The sequence below is a fragment of the Candidatus Thioglobus sp. NP1 genome, assembly GCF_003326015.1.
Classification (GTDB): Bacteria; Pseudomonadota; Gammaproteobacteria; order PS1; family Pseudothioglobaceae; genus Pseudothioglobus; species Pseudothioglobus singularis_A.
Genome location: NZ_CP023860.1, coordinates 1,379,008 through 1,392,999, shown reverse-complemented (window position 1 = coordinate 1,392,999; position 13,992 = coordinate 1,379,008). Strand labels below are relative to the sequence as shown.

At 34.0% G+C, this 13,992-nt stretch carries 14 protein-coding genes; 11 read left to right on the top strand and 3 right to left on the bottom strand.

What is annotated here, in order from left to right; translation table 11 throughout:
• The first annotated feature begins 103 nt into the window (after positions 1-103).
• Genes acs through CRN91_RS07140 form a run of 3 tightly spaced genes read left to right on the top strand, consistent with a single transcriptional unit; the run spans position 104 to position 3,628 of the window.
• On the top strand, positions 104-2,020 hold the full coding sequence (acs, locus tag CRN91_RS07150) for an acetate--CoA ligase (RefSeq protein WP_114115747.1): 1,917 nt from the start codon (positions 104-106) through the stop codon (positions 2,018-2,020).
• A 34-nt stretch (positions 2,021-2,054) separates the two neighbouring features.
• Positions 2,055-2,939, top strand: a complete 885-nt coding sequence (locus CRN91_RS07145) for a DMT family transporter (RefSeq protein WP_114115746.1) — start codon at positions 2,055-2,057, stop codon at positions 2,937-2,939.
• A gap of 23 nt (positions 2,940-2,962) precedes the next feature.
• Positions 2,963-3,628: a nitroreductase gene (locus tag CRN91_RS07140; RefSeq protein ID WP_114115745.1), complete on the top strand. Its 666-nt coding sequence runs from the start codon at positions 2,963-2,965 to the stop codon at positions 3,626-3,628.
• Between the two features lie 20 nt (positions 3,629-3,648).
• Here the strand turns inward: CRN91_RS07140 and CRN91_RS07135 are convergent, their stop codons facing one another.
• Both CRN91_RS07135 and hemB read right to left on the bottom strand, forming a co-directional pair.
• Complete coding sequence (locus CRN91_RS07135) at positions 3,649-4,104, bottom strand: hypothetical protein (protein ID WP_114115744.1); 456 nt, start codon at positions 4,102-4,104, stop codon at positions 3,649-3,651.
• Between the two features lie 31 nt (positions 4,105-4,135).
• Positions 4,136-5,128, bottom strand: coding sequence for a porphobilinogen synthase (gene hemB / locus CRN91_RS07130; RefSeq protein WP_114115743.1), 993 nt, complete (start codon positions 5,126-5,128; stop codon positions 4,136-4,138).
• Between the two features lie 38 nt (positions 5,129-5,166).
• Here hemB and thiC point away from each other — a divergent pair, with 38 nt between their 5' ends.
• A complete protein-coding gene (thiC, locus tag CRN91_RS07125; RefSeq protein ID WP_114115742.1) occupies positions 5,167-7,035 on the top strand; it encodes a phosphomethylpyrimidine synthase ThiC in 1,869 nt (622 codons plus the stop codon).
• Between the two features lie 10 nt (positions 7,036-7,045).
• Here thiC and CRN91_RS07120 read toward each other — a convergent pair whose 3' ends face one another.
• Positions 7,046-8,302, bottom strand: coding sequence for a 3-deoxy-D-manno-octulosonic acid transferase (locus tag CRN91_RS07120; RefSeq protein ID WP_114115741.1), 1,257 nt, complete (start codon positions 8,300-8,302; stop codon positions 7,046-7,048).
• A 251-nt stretch (positions 8,303-8,553) separates the two neighbouring features.
• On the opposite strand from CRN91_RS07120, the gene cgtA reads away from it, so the two are divergent.
• From cgtA to CRN91_RS07085, 7 genes are read left to right on the top strand one after another with little or no spacing between them, the layout of a single operon-like run.
• Positions 8,554-9,564, top strand: coding sequence for an Obg family GTPase CgtA (gene cgtA, locus CRN91_RS07115; RefSeq protein WP_114115740.1), 1,011 nt, complete (start codon positions 8,554-8,556; stop codon positions 9,562-9,564).
• On the top strand, positions 9,557-10,327 hold the full coding sequence (gene proB / locus CRN91_RS07110; RefSeq protein WP_114115739.1) for a glutamate 5-kinase: 771 nt from the start codon (positions 9,557-9,559) through the stop codon (positions 10,325-10,327). The genes cgtA and proB overlap by 8 nt, the downstream gene beginning before the upstream one ends.
• Positions 10,321-10,794 (top strand): 2-amino-4-hydroxy-6-hydroxymethyldihydropteridine diphosphokinase, encoded by a 474-nt coding sequence (folK, locus tag CRN91_RS07105; protein WP_114115738.1) that lies wholly within the window; start codon positions 10,321-10,323, stop codon positions 10,792-10,794. The genes proB and folK overlap by 7 nt, the downstream gene beginning before the upstream one ends.
• Entirely contained in the window at positions 10,791-11,573 is a 783-nt protein-coding gene (gene panB / locus CRN91_RS07100; protein ID WP_114115737.1) for a 3-methyl-2-oxobutanoate hydroxymethyltransferase, read from the top strand. The genes folK and panB overlap by 4 nt, the downstream gene beginning before the upstream one ends.
• Complete coding sequence (gene panC, locus CRN91_RS07095) at positions 11,573-12,418, top strand: pantoate--beta-alanine ligase (RefSeq protein WP_114115736.1); 846 nt, start codon at positions 11,573-11,575, stop codon at positions 12,416-12,418. The genes panB and panC overlap by 1 nt, the downstream gene beginning before the upstream one ends.
• Complete coding sequence (locus CRN91_RS07090) at positions 12,411-12,989, top strand: NfuA family Fe-S biogenesis protein (protein ID WP_114115735.1); 579 nt, start codon at positions 12,411-12,413, stop codon at positions 12,987-12,989. Before panC ends, CRN91_RS07090 begins: the two co-directional genes overlap by 8 nt.
• A 60-nt stretch (positions 12,990-13,049) precedes the next feature.
• The gene (locus CRN91_RS07085) at positions 13,050-13,988 is read left to right on the top strand and encodes a histone deacetylase family protein (protein ID WP_114115734.1); all 939 of its coding nucleotides are present in this window, start codon (positions 13,050-13,052) and stop codon (positions 13,986-13,988) included.
• Positions 13,989-13,992 lie beyond the last annotated feature (4 nt).

Here is a 13,992-nt window from a genome sequence, read left to right as displayed (position 1 = left end):
GCTTTGCGTCATTTTTTTTTGTTCAATTCAATTTTTTTTACAACTCTTTACAACGAGTTTGGTAACATGGATTTTTTGATGTTTTTATCTTAAGAGGAATTAAATGACATATCCAATAATGCACAGTGATAAAAAACCATTAATTAATGCACAAACTTATCAGTTAATGTATGACGATTCAATTAATAACCCTGATGATTTTTGGGCAAAACAAGCAGAAATTTTTATTGATTGGGATAAAAAATGGGATAAGGTTTCAGATGTAGATTTTAATAAAGGCAAAATTGCTTGGTTTGAAGGCGCAACTTTAAATGTTTCTTATAATTGTTTAGATCGTCATCTTCCTGAAAGAGCCGAACAGATTGCAATTATTTGGGAGGGGGATGACCCAAACACAAGTGAATCGATAACCTATAAAGAACTGCATCAAAGAGTTTGTAAGTTTTCAAATGGTATGAAAGATCTAGGTGTTAAACAGGGCGATCGAATTTGTCTTTATATGCCAATGATTGTTGAGGCGACTATTGCTATGCTAGCTTGTTCAAGACTTGGAGCAATTCATTCAGTAGTATTTGGAGGCTTCTCACCTGACGCTCTAAGAGATAGAATTTTGGACAGTGAGTGTAAATTAGTTATTACTGCTGATGAGGGCGTTCGTGGAGGAAAATCTATACCGTTAAAAGCTAATGTTGATCAAGCTACAAAGGATTGTGAATGTGTCGATCATATTGTTGTTGTTAAGAGAACTGGAGGAGAGGTTAAGTGGAATGATAAAGATGTTTGGTATCATGAGCTTGTAAAAGATGCCTCAACTGATTTTCCTTGTGAAATGTTTGATGCTGAAAATCCATTATTCATTCTTTATACATCAGGCTCAACGGGAAAACCAAAAGGTGTGCTTCATACTTCAGGTGGTTATTTACTTTATGCTGCTATGACTCATAAATACACTTTTGATTATCAAGAAGGGGATATTTATTGGTGCACTGCAGATGTTGGCTGGGTAACAGGACATTCTTATATTGTTTATGGCCCCCTAGCAAATGGTGCTACAACTCTCATGTTTGAAGGTATTCCTACCTATCCAGATGCCTCTAGGTTTTGGCAGGTTGTAGATAAGCATCAAGTCAATATCTTTTATACTGCACCAACGGCAATTAGAGCATTAATGGGTGCTGGTGATGATCTTGTTAATAAGACCTCAAGATCCAGTTTAAAGATTTTAGGCACAGTTGGCGAACCAATAAATCCTGAGGCATGGGAGTGGTATTACAATGTTATTGGAGAAAAAAGATGTCCAGTTGTTGATACATGGTGGCAAACTGAAACTGGAGGTCATATGATTACACCAATGCCGTATGCAACTCCATTAAAGCCTGGCTCAGCTTCAAAACCATTTTTTGGTGTTGAACCTCAGGTTTTAAGTGAGAAAGGAGAGGTTCTTGATGGTGAAGCATCGGGTGTTCTAGTCCTTGCTAGATCTTGGCCAGGTCAAATGAGAACTCTTTATAATAATCATTCTCGATTTATAGAGGCTTATTTTTCAACCTATCCAGGTAAATATTTTGCTGGCGATGGTGTTAAGAGAGATTCAGATGGTTATTATTGGATAACTGGAAGAGTTGATGATGTATTAAATATTTCAGGCCATCGTCTCGGTACTGCTGAAATTGAATCTGCAATGGTCCTGCATAGCAATGTCAGTGAGGCTGCGGTTGTTGGAATGCCACATGAAATTAAAGGGCAGGGCATTTATGCTTATGTTTCTTTAATGGCTGGTACTGAGGGTAATGATGAGCTCAAAAAAGATTTAGTTGCTTTGGTTAGAAAAGAGATTGGACCGATTGCAACTGTAGATAAAATTCAATTCGCACCAGGACTTCCTAAAACAAGATCAGGAAAAATTATGAGGCGGATACTCAGAAAGATAGCTGAGGATGATTACGCTAATCTAGGAGATACTTCTACTTTATCAGAGCCAGGTGTCGTTGATGAATTGATCTCAAATAGAGTCAAATAAAAACATTTTTCATAGAAATTTTTAACTACAAAAAATGAATGTAGCCCTTTACTTTATTGTTCTTCTTGCCTGGGGTTCATCATGGTTTGCTATTACTTTTCAATTAGGAGATGTTGCACCTCAGGTGTCAATAGTGTGGCGATTTTTACTTGCCTCATTTATACTTTTTGTATGGTGTTATTTTCGTGGTCTTAAGCTTTCTTTTTCTTGGAGAGAGCATGTAAGTTGGCTGCTATTGGGTTTTTTTCTATTCTGCATTAACTATGTTTGTGCATACTTTGGTACCTTTTATTTAGCTTCAGGTTTAATATGCCTTATCTTTTCAACTCTTACTTTATTTACAGTTTTTAATGGATTTATTTTTTTTAAAAAACCCATAAGATTGCCAATTCTTTTTGGTGCGATAGTTGGAATATTTGGTTTATCTATAATATTTTCAAATGAAATTAGTGCAACCCAATGGTCACTTGAGTCAGGAGTAGTTAAGGGGTTTCTTTGGATGCTACTTGCAACTTTCTTTGCATCAATTGGAATGTTATTATCTGGTCAATTACAAGCTCGAAAAATGCCACTAGTTCAAAGTAATGCATTTAGTATGTTGTATGGTTCTATTCTAATAATAGCTTACATAGCAATAAGTGATATTAGTTTAAGTATAGATACTAGTTATACCTACCTTGCATCCCTTATATATTTAGCAGTTGTAGCGTCAGCTATTGGGTTTGGTGTTTATTTAAAACTAGTAGGAAATATAGGTGCTGATAAGGCATCTTATGTTAATATTTTTACTCCTACAATTGCATTACTTTTATCAACCTTTTATGAAGACTATCAGTGGAGTTGGGTGGGTTTAATTGGTGTTCTATTAATTATTTTTGGAAATATAATAGTACTTTATGCAAAACCAGCCAACACCTAATGAAAAAATTAATGGAGTAATTTATGGATGTTAAGACTGCTTTAGAGAAACGGAAATCAACAAGAGCTTTTTTAGATAAAGATGTTTCAATTGATCTAATAAATAAAATTATTAATCAGGCAAAAACAGCACCATCAGGAGTAAATACCCAGCCCTGGCAGGTTGCGGTTCTAACTGGAGCTAGTAAAGATAATTTATGTACTAAGTTAGAAAAAGCTTTTCGTGATGGTAATAAAGGGTCTATGGACTATAAATATTATCCATTAGAATGGGCGGGGCAATATAAAAGAAGAAGAAAAGAGTGTGGCTTATTACTATATTCAACATTAAAGATTAGTAGAGAAGATAAAAAGAGACAGTTAGATCAATGGGCATTAAATTATCAGGCATTTAATGCACCTGTCGTATTACTTTTTTTTATTGATAAAACAATGGAGAAAGGCTCTTTTATGGACTATGGTATGTTTATTCAATCTATTATGCTTTCAGCCGTTGAGTATGGTCTAGCAACATGCCCACAAGCCGCGCTTGGTGAGTATCCAGATATTGTCCGAAATGAATTATCATACTATAAAGATAAAATTGTTCTATGTGGAATGGCTATTGGTTATGAGGATAAAACTAAAGCAATAAATACTTATAGAACATCTCGCGAAGATATATCAGAGATAGTTAATTATTATTCGTAAATAAATGTAATTAGAAAATTTTATTGAGAGTGAAGCCGATCTTCTGCAAGTTCAAGTTCAAATTTTGAAAGCTCCAATTCAAGCTCAGTATCAGCTAACATTTTTGTAAATATATTTATATTATCTTTACTTTTCAAAATTCGAATATTAGCTTCTTTTAATTCAACTTCATTTAGTTTGTATATTTTATTAATTTTAATTAATTCGTTTTCAAGTATTTGTATCTTGCTTAATGAAAGATTAAGTTTTTGCTTTGTGATTTGAAGTTTATCAAGGGCTGAAATAAGCTGACTATCATGCTCATCTAGGAGTAATTGAAGATTTAATATATCGTCATCATATTGCTCAATAGGAATCCCAGTATTTATTGAAATAGTTTCGGGATTAGCAGCCTTATTATTAAACTGTGAATAGTAATGACCAACAAAAAATATTGTAATTAATGAAAGTAAATAAAATATTTTTTTCTGGTTCATTAATTTCTTCTATTTTATTAAGTAGGTTTTATTATCTATCTTGAATCCATTTTGCAGCATCTTTAGCATAATAAGTCAAAATTGCATCAGCACCAGCTCTTTTAAAGCAAAGTAGCGTTTCAAGAACAGTTTGTTTTTCATCAATCCATTTATTTTGACTTGCTGCCTTTAACATTGCATACTCCCCACTTACATGATAAGCAAAAGTTGGTACTCCAAAGGTTTGTTTAACATTTGAAACAATATCAAGGTATGGAAGACCAGGCTTTATCATAACCATATCTGCCCCTTCTGCAATATCAAGTTCAACTTCACGTATTGCCTCATTAGAATTACTAGGATCCATTTGAAAGGTTTTTTTATCTGCTTTGCCAAGATTACTTGCAGAACCTACAGCATCTCTAAAAGGACCGTAAAAGGCTGATGCATATTTTGCTGAGTAGGCAAGTATATTGGTATGAATAAAGCCAGCTTCTTCAAGTGCATTTCTAATAGCACCTATCCTACCATCCATCATATCAGAAGGAGCAACAATATCAGCACCTGCCTGTGCATGAGAAATTGCTTGCTTGATAAGAATTTCGACTGTTTCATCATTTAATACATATTCCTTAGAATCTGTAATACCATCCATTCCATGAATTGTATAAGGGTCTAGAGCAACATCAGTAATGACTGCTAATTTGGGAAAATTTCTTTTAAGCTCTCTTACTGCTCTTTGAATAAGACCATCAGAATTATATGATTCTTCAGCTTCAAGAGATTTTTTTTCAGATGAAATTACTGGAAAAAGTGCAATCGCTTGAATTTTTAAATCAACTATTTCCTTTGCTTCAACTAATAATTGATCAATACTTAGTCTTTCAATGCCCGGCATCGAGTCAATCTCCACTCTTTTGTTCTCACCCTCAACAATAAATAAAGGGTAGATTAAATCACTAGCACTTAAAGAGTTTTCACGAATTAGTGAACGATTAAATTCGTGTTTCCTCATTCTTCTTAGTCGATGAGTTAAAATAGACATTAACTTTCCTAAAGTAACATTAACTAAATTATACAATAATGAAGCAATCATCCGAAACACTTACCAGTCTATCAACTATTAACGAGGCATTCGTTAAACCATTTCCCAACTCTACTAAAATTTTTGTCAAAGGATCGCGTGACGATATTAGAGTTCCAATGAGGCAAATTAAGCTCACTGATACGATTGGTGATCTAGCCGAAAAAAATGATCCAATCAATGTTTATGACACCTCTGGTCCATATACAGATCCAAGTAAAAAAATAAGTTTTCGAGATGGAATTGACTCAATCCGATCTAATTGGATAGAGGAGCGTGATGACACTGAAGTTCTTGATGGTGTAAGTTCAAAATTTGCTATAGAACGACTTAATAATAATAAACTTGATGAGCTGAGATTTGAACATTTAAAGGCTCCTAGAAAGGCAAAGAAAGGAAAAAATGTTACTCAGATGCATTATGCCAAGAAAGGAATTATTACCCCTGAAATGGAGTACATTGCCATCAGGGAAAATTGTCTATGGCAAGAATATCAAGATCAAATTGGACAACATGAAGGTGAAAATTTTGGTGCTGCAACTCCGAAAATTATTACCCCTGAGTTTGTAAGAGATGAAGTTGCTAGGGGTCGTGCAATTATTCCTAACAATATTAATCATCCAGAAACTGAGCCTATGATTGTAGGCAGAAATTTTCTAGTTAAAATTAATGGAAATATTGGTAATTCAGCTTTAGGATCATCTATTGACGAAGAGGTAGGAAAGATGGTTTGGGGAGTTCGATGGGGTTCTGATACTATCATGGACCTTTCAACGGGAAAAAATATTCATGAAACTCGTGAGTGGATTATTCGCAACTCACCTGTTCCTGTTGGAACTGTTCCTATCTATCAAGCTCTTGAAAAAGTTAAAGGTGTTGCTGAAGATTTAACTTGGGAGGTTTTTAGAGACACTTTGATTGAACAGGCAGAGCAAGGGGTTGACTACTTTACTATTCATGCAGGTGTCCGTCTTAAGTACGTCCCACTTACCATGAATAGAGTAACTGGAATTGTATCAAGAGGTGGCTCAATTATGGCTAAATGGTGCCTAGCTCATCATACTGAGAGCTTTCTTTATACTCATTTTGAAGATATTTGTGAAATCATGAAGGCTTATGATGTGACATTTTCATTAGGTGATGGCTTAAGACCTGGATCTATTGCAGATGCTAATGATGCAGCCCAATTTGGCGAACTCGAAACATTGGGAGAGCTAACTAAAATTGCTTGGAAACATGATGTTCAAACATTTATTGAGGGCCCTGGACATGTTCCAATGCATATGATTAAAGATAATATGGAAAAACAATTAGAAGAGTGCGGTGAAGCACCCTTTTATACACTTGGCCCCCTAACAACTGATATAGCTCCGGGCTACGATCATATTACATCAGCTATTGGAGCTGCTCAGATAGGTTGGTATGGTTGTGCAATGCTTTGTTACGTAACTCCAAAAGAGCACTTAGGATTGCCTAATCAGGATGATGTCAAGACTGGAATAATTACATATAAGATAGCTGCTCACGCTGCTGACCTTGCTAAGGGTCATCCAGGAGCTCAAGTTAGAGATAATGCTCTATCAAAAGCCCGATTTGAGTTTAGATGGGAAGATCAATTTAATCTCGCGCTTGATCCAGATACTGCTAGAAGCTTTCATGATGAGACACTTCCAAAGCAAGCTGCAAAAACGGCCCATTTTTGTTCTATGTGTGGACCAAAGTTTTGCTCAATGAAAATCTCTCAGGATATTAAGAACCTTGATAACGACACAATAGTAAAAATTCAAGAGATTCAGATCGAAATGGATAAAAAATCAGAAGAATTTATAAATAATGACAGCGAAATTTATTTAAAAGAAGGCGCATAACTCCTCTTATTTAAGATTCGATAACAGGGGTGATAAGTTCTATAACTTTATTAATTGAACCTTGATTTTTTTCATAGGTAGATTTGGCATTTTTACCAAGTATTAATTGTCTTTTTTTATCTAAAAGTAATTCAGAAATAGTTTGCATTAATTCATCAGAATTTCCAACTTGTATAGCGGCATTCCTCTTTAGAAGAGACTTTGCAACCTCCTCAAAGTTATGAATACTTGGGCCAAAAATTATAGGTTTAGATGCTGAGGCAGCTTCAAGCATATTTTGTCCTCCAGTATTTGAGAGGCTACCACCAATAAAAGCTATATGACAAAATTTATAATAGGCCATCATTTCACCCATGCTGTCACCAATTAGCACATCCATATTGCTACATTGAAGATTTTCAGATCTCCTTGCAACCTTGAGACCAGTTTTACTAACCATATTGAAAACTTCATCAAATCTTTCTGGATGTCTTGGGATGATAAATAGAAGAGCATCAAATTTTTCTTTGAGATTATTATAACTTTGAATAATTTGATTTTCTTCCCCATTACGAGTGCTTGCAAAAACTATAATATCTCTTTTACCAACTATTAATCTTATTTCTTCATCCAAAGCTGAGTTAATTTTTTCATGACTGTCAAACTTCAAATTACCAACCATAATAACCTTATCTGGTGACGCACCAAGAGATAAAAAACGTTCCCTAGATGGATTATTTTGAGAGCCAATAAACGTAAACTGATTGATAGTTTTTTCAACAAGTTTTGAGGAAAATCTTTGATATTTATCGAAAGATTGCTCCGAAAGACGTGCATTGATAAGTACTACAGGGATAGCTTTTTTATTAAGACTGTTTATAAGATTAGGCCAAATTTCTGTCTCTAATAAAATACAAGTAATAGGATTAATTTTATTTATAAAGGAACCTACAATAAAGGGTAAATCAAAAGGAAAAAAATAGTGTATCACTCTATTTTGATAATGACTTTTTGTTGCATCTGCACCAGTAATAGTAGTTGTGGTAATTACCAGCTTATGTGAAGGATATTTTTTTAATAATTGATCAATTAGTGGCTTAGCTGCATTAAATTCTCCTACTGATACGCAATGAATCCAAATTACTTTCCCTTGAAGATTATTCACATAGCCTAATTGATTTTTAAGCTTTTGCTTCCAAGATTTATTTTTACTGTCTTTTATTAAAATTCTAAGGACAGCAAATGGCAAGCTGAGATACATCAGTATTGTGTAAATAAACCTATTCATTTATTAGATTTTTTTTTAATAAGGAGTTTTTCATTTGTAATTCAAAGGTGGCAACGAATAGAAAATAAAAACTCTATAGTTTGATTCGATAATCCTCACTAGGGCTGATAAAGAAAAAAAGGTATAATAATTGCCTAATATTATAGCTTTATCAGTTAACTTTTATAACAACTATTTTGTATTATGTTTTTGTTATTTTAGTCTTTAGATATTAAATTAATATTTTTGTAAAATTATTTATTACTGAAATTATGAAATTTGTTGACTCAGCCAGTGTAGTTGTTGAAGCCGGAAAGGGCGGCGCTGGATGTTTGAGTTTTCGTCGTGAAAAGTATATTCCTGATGGTGGGCCTGATGGTGGTGATGGTGGCGATGGTGGTAATGTTTTTCTTAAAGGTCAAGAAGGACTTAACACTTTAAGTGAATTTCGATATAACCGTTTGTTCAGAGCAAAAAATGGACAACCTGGAATGGGTAGTGATCGACGTGGGAAGTCAGCTATAGATCTTTATGTTGAAGTGCCATTAGGTACTAAAGTAATTGATCTTGCAACAGATGAAGTAATAGGTGAAATCACACTAAATGAACAAAATCTTTTGGTTGCAAAAGGTGGCTTTCATGGTTTAGGTAATGCTCGCTTTAAGTCTTCAATTAATCGTGCTCCAAGACGAACCTCTCCTGGAACAGCTGGTGAAGTTAGGGAAATTGGGCTTGAGTTAAATGTCATGGCGGATGTTGGTCTCTTGGGTATGCCTAATGCAGGCAAATCAAGTTTAATTAGACAAATATCAGGTGCCCGACCAAAAGTTGCGGATTACCCATTTACAACTCTTCATCCAAACTTAGGAGTGGTCAAGGCAGGTAATAATCATTTTGTTATGGCTGATATTCCAGGATTACTGGAAAAAGCTAGTGAGGGCGTAGGTCTTGGCTTTGAATTTCTTAAACATCTTTCAAGAGCAAGAGCTTTATTGCATGTGGTTGATATCTTGCCAGCAGATGGTTCAAATCCAGTAAGTAATTATCTAACTATAGAGTCAGAATTAAAAAAATTTGATGATAATCTTTTTAAAAAACCTAGATTAGTTGCTATTAATAAAATTGATCTTATTGAGGAAATTAAAAGAGATAGAGTTATTAAAGATTTTCTTAAAAAAGTTAAATATAAAGGAAATTCATTTACTATATCGGCATTAAATGGAATGGGATGTAAATCCTTAATATTTGGACTGTATGATTTAATCGAAGAAAAAAATGAATAATAAACGTTGGGTAGTTAAGATTGGATCTGCACTTCTTACTAAAAATGGACAAGGGATCGATAAGAATCTAATTTCTGAATGGGTTGAACAAATTGTTTATCTTCAGTCAAAAAATATAGACGTGGTATTGGTTTCAAGTGGCTCAATTGTTGAGGGGATGAAGAGGCTTGGTTGGAAAGAAAAACCAAGTGATATTCATAAACTTCAGGCAGCTGCAGCGGTTGGTCAAATGGGTTTAGTTCAAGCTTATGAATATTTATTTGCTCGGCATAATGTCCATACTGCACAAGTACTCTTAACCCAAGATAACTTAACAAATGCTAGGCACTTTGAAAATATTTCTGCTACTCTAGAAAATTTATTAAAACTTGGTACTGTGCCAGTAATTAATGAAAATGATACAGTTGCTACAGAAGAGATTAAATTTGGAGATAACGATACTTTGGCAGCACTTGTTGCAAATCTCATTAAGGCTGATAAATTAATTATTTTGACTGATCAGCATGGTGTTTTTGATGATGATCCTCGCAATAATAGTGAGGCAAAATTGATAAATGAAATCCATTATGATGATGAAAAATTAGAGAGAGTTGCTGGAAAAACAGGAGGGATTCTGGGCTCTGGTGGAATGTATTCTAAAGTTATGGCTGCGAAGCAAGCTGCAGAATCTAAAACAACTTCTAATATTGCATGGGGCAGGGAAGAGAAGGTATTAATAAGGATTTTTGATGGCCAACATATAGGGACAATAATTAATTGCTAGCGTATATTGGTCTTGGGTCAAATTTAGATAATCCAAAAGCTCAACTAGTAAGTGCTTTAAATAGCTTAAGCGAATGTAATGATATTGAAGTCATGACTTTATCCAGTTTTTATAAGTCTAAGCCACTTTTGGATATACCTGGACCAAATTATATTAATGCAGTATGTAAAATTGAAACAAAACTTAGCGCACTTGATTTATTAGAAATTTGTCAGCAAATAGAGGAAAATCAGCATAGAGTTAGAGATGTTAAATGGGGGTCACGAACAATTGATTTAGATATTTTGCTCTATGGAGAGCAAATTATCTCAAATGATAGGTTGAATATTCCTCATCCTGAGATGACTAATAGAGCTTTCGTTTTAGTGCCTCTATTTGAGATTGAGGCAGATTTAAAAGTTCCTTTATTCGGATCAATTAAGGGTTTGGTGGATAGAATTGATATTTCAGATTTAATTAAATTATGACACACTCAGAACTAAAAATATTTAAAAAGGAAGGTCAAAAAATCACCTGTTTGACAGCCTATGATGCTTCTATGGCAAGTCTTATAGATGGTTCAGGTGTGGATATAATTTTAATTGGCGATTCACTTGGAATGGTCATACAAGGTTCAAGCAATACACAATCAGTTTCGATGAGTGATATGTCATACCATACTGAAATCGTATCAAAAGCATGTAATCGAGCCTTAATAATTGCTGATATGCCTTTTGAAAGTTACAATAATGCTGACTCTGCAGTAGCAAATGCCAATCAATTAATTGCCAAGGGCGCTGATATGGTTAAAATTGAAGGTGGTAGTGAGCATCTAAAAGTAATTAATGCCTTAATCTCAGAGAATATCAATGTCTGTGGACATTTAGGTCTTCAGCCTCAGCTTGTTGTAGATTCTAGTGGATATAAAATTCAAGGTCGAGATAATAAATCTGCTGAGAAAATTTTGAGTGATGGAGTTTTACTGGAATCTCTTGGAATAAGTGCTCTCGTGCTTGAATGCATTCCAGGAAATTTAGCAAGAAAAATAAGTGAAAAATTAATTATCCCCACGATTGGAATTGGAGCGGGAATTGACTGTGATGGACAGGTACTTGTTTGTTATGATATGCTTGGAATCACTTCAGGAAAACAGCCTCGTTTTGTTCGAAATTTTATGAATTCAGAAGGTACCATTGCTGGAGCAGTTTCTGCCTTTGTTAGAGAGGTTAAAGAAGGCACCTTCCCTTCTAAAAGTGAGAGCTATTAATGCAAATATTTGATAAAGCGGTTGATCTTCAATCTTTTTTAAATAGTTGCAGAAAGAATGCTCAAGAAGTTTCATTAGTTCCAACTATGGGTGGGCTGCATGATGGACACCTGGATTTAATAACAAGAGCTGAAGAACTTGCAGATATAAATGTAGTTAGTATTTTTGTTAATCCTACTCAATTTTCTAAAAGTGAAGATTTTGATACTTATCCAGAGGTCATCGCAAACGATATAGTTCTTCTGGAAGCAAAAAATGTTGATGTTCTATTTATACCGAGTGTTAGCGAGGTTTATCCAGATGGAATGTCAACTGATTATGAGGTTGGTGATTTAGGCAAAATACTTTGTGGTATTTCTCGACCATCTCACTTTAATGGAGTAGCACAGGTTGTTAAGCGCCTATTTGAGATTGTAAATCCAAGTTATGCTGTATTTGGAGAAAAAGATTATCAACAACTTCTTATTATTAAATCTTTAGTAAGCCATTTAGATTTGGCAGTTGATATTCATTCAATTTCAACTAAAAGAGATGAGGACGGTTTAGCAAAAAGCACTAGAAATCAGTATTTGACCAAAAAAGATCGTTCATTAGCACCTAATTTATTTGAACAACTTACTAAATTAAAAATACTAATAATTAATGATGAGCCTATTGAATTATCAAGGCAGCAGGCTTTTAATAATCTAAGTAATATATTTCAAGTTGAGTATTTAGAAGTGCTCGATGCAAATAACCTTAAACAAATCACGACTAACACCAAAGAAATTATTATAATATCAGCTATAAGATTAGCTGAAACACGACTAATTGATAATATTGTATTTAGGAGGTCAAATGTTTAGTATTACAGAAGAAGCAGAAGTTTATGTTGCTGATCTTTTTGAGCAACAGGATGAGAAAGATTTAGGCTTAAAGGTCGATGTTGAAAAGGCAGGAACGCCAGTTGCAACAGTTACATTTAACTTTTGTATTAAAAGTGATCTACCTGAAAGTTATAATGAGTTTCCCTTTGTAGGCTTTAGTGTGTTTATCGATAAAAGTAATAATGAATATCTTAGAGATTCACATGTAGCTATCAAGCTTGATGGAACTAATAAGAAATTAACTATTACCGCACCTAATGCTAAGGGTGAAGCTCCTAAGGAAGATGCGCCACTTCAGGAAAAAATATTATTCACGATTGTCACTGAGATTAATCCAAGTTTAGCCTCTCATGGCGGTTTTGTAGACTTAGTGGAGATAACAAAAAAGAATGAAGTTGTGCTTAATTTTGGTGGAGGATGTCAGGGTTGTAGCTCAGTTAATATGACTTTAAAAGACGGTGTAGAAAAACAGCTTATAGGGCTATATCCAGAGATAGAAGCTGTCCTAGATGCAACAGACCATTCGCATAAAGAGAACGCATATATGTAGTTCTTTTTCAAACTTTTTTTAAGAATTTAGATTTTTAAAATCAAAAGAATAAGGGATTGAATGGAAAATATAACGGTTTACTCCCATAATGATTGTCTCATCAAAGATAATGGTGAAAATCATCCTGAAAGAAAAGAGCGATTAGAGAGTATCCTTAATTCAATTAAAGATATTAATAGTCCTTCAATATCCCTAAAAGAAGCTCCATTAGCAGATTTTGAAAGTATAAATCTTGTTCATCCTCAGTCTTATTTAGATGAACTTTTTTCAATGATCCCCAGTCATGGATTGGTAGGTGTTGAAAAAGAGCCTTACGCAGATACACTATTATGTAGTAATAGCAAAGAAGCGATCTTAAGAGCCTGTGGTGCTGGCATTGGTGCAGTAAACGAAATGATGAAGGGTAATTCTAAAAGGTTGTTCTGTGCAGTTCGTCCACCTGGCCATCATGCTGAAACAATTCGAGCAAATGGATTTTGTTTTATAAATAATGTTGCTGTTGCTGCGCGTTATTTACAATCTAGATATGATGTAGGAAGAATTGCCATCATTGATTTTGATGTCCATCATGGAAATGGTACCCAAGAAATTTTTTATAATGATGAATCAGTTCTTTATGCTTCTATTCATCAACATCCACTATTTCCAGGAACTGGTTTAGAATCTGAAACAGGTGTTGGAAATATATTTAATGCTCCAATTGAGTCTGGAACAAGTAGTAGTGATTTTTTAAAAATTTTTAAAGAAAGGATTTTAAAAAATGTCAGCCAATTTCAACCTGAAGTAATTTTAATTTCAGCTGGTTTTGATGCACATAAAAGAGATCCTTTAGCTACGGTAAATTTGGATTCTAATGATTTTTATACATTAACTAAAGAGATAGTTGATATTGCTAATCATTATAGTAATGGCAGGATAATATCTTTTTTAGAAGGAGGGTATGACCTTTTGGCTCTTTCAGAATGTATTAAGTTTCATTTAAAAGGTTTGAGTGAATAAAATA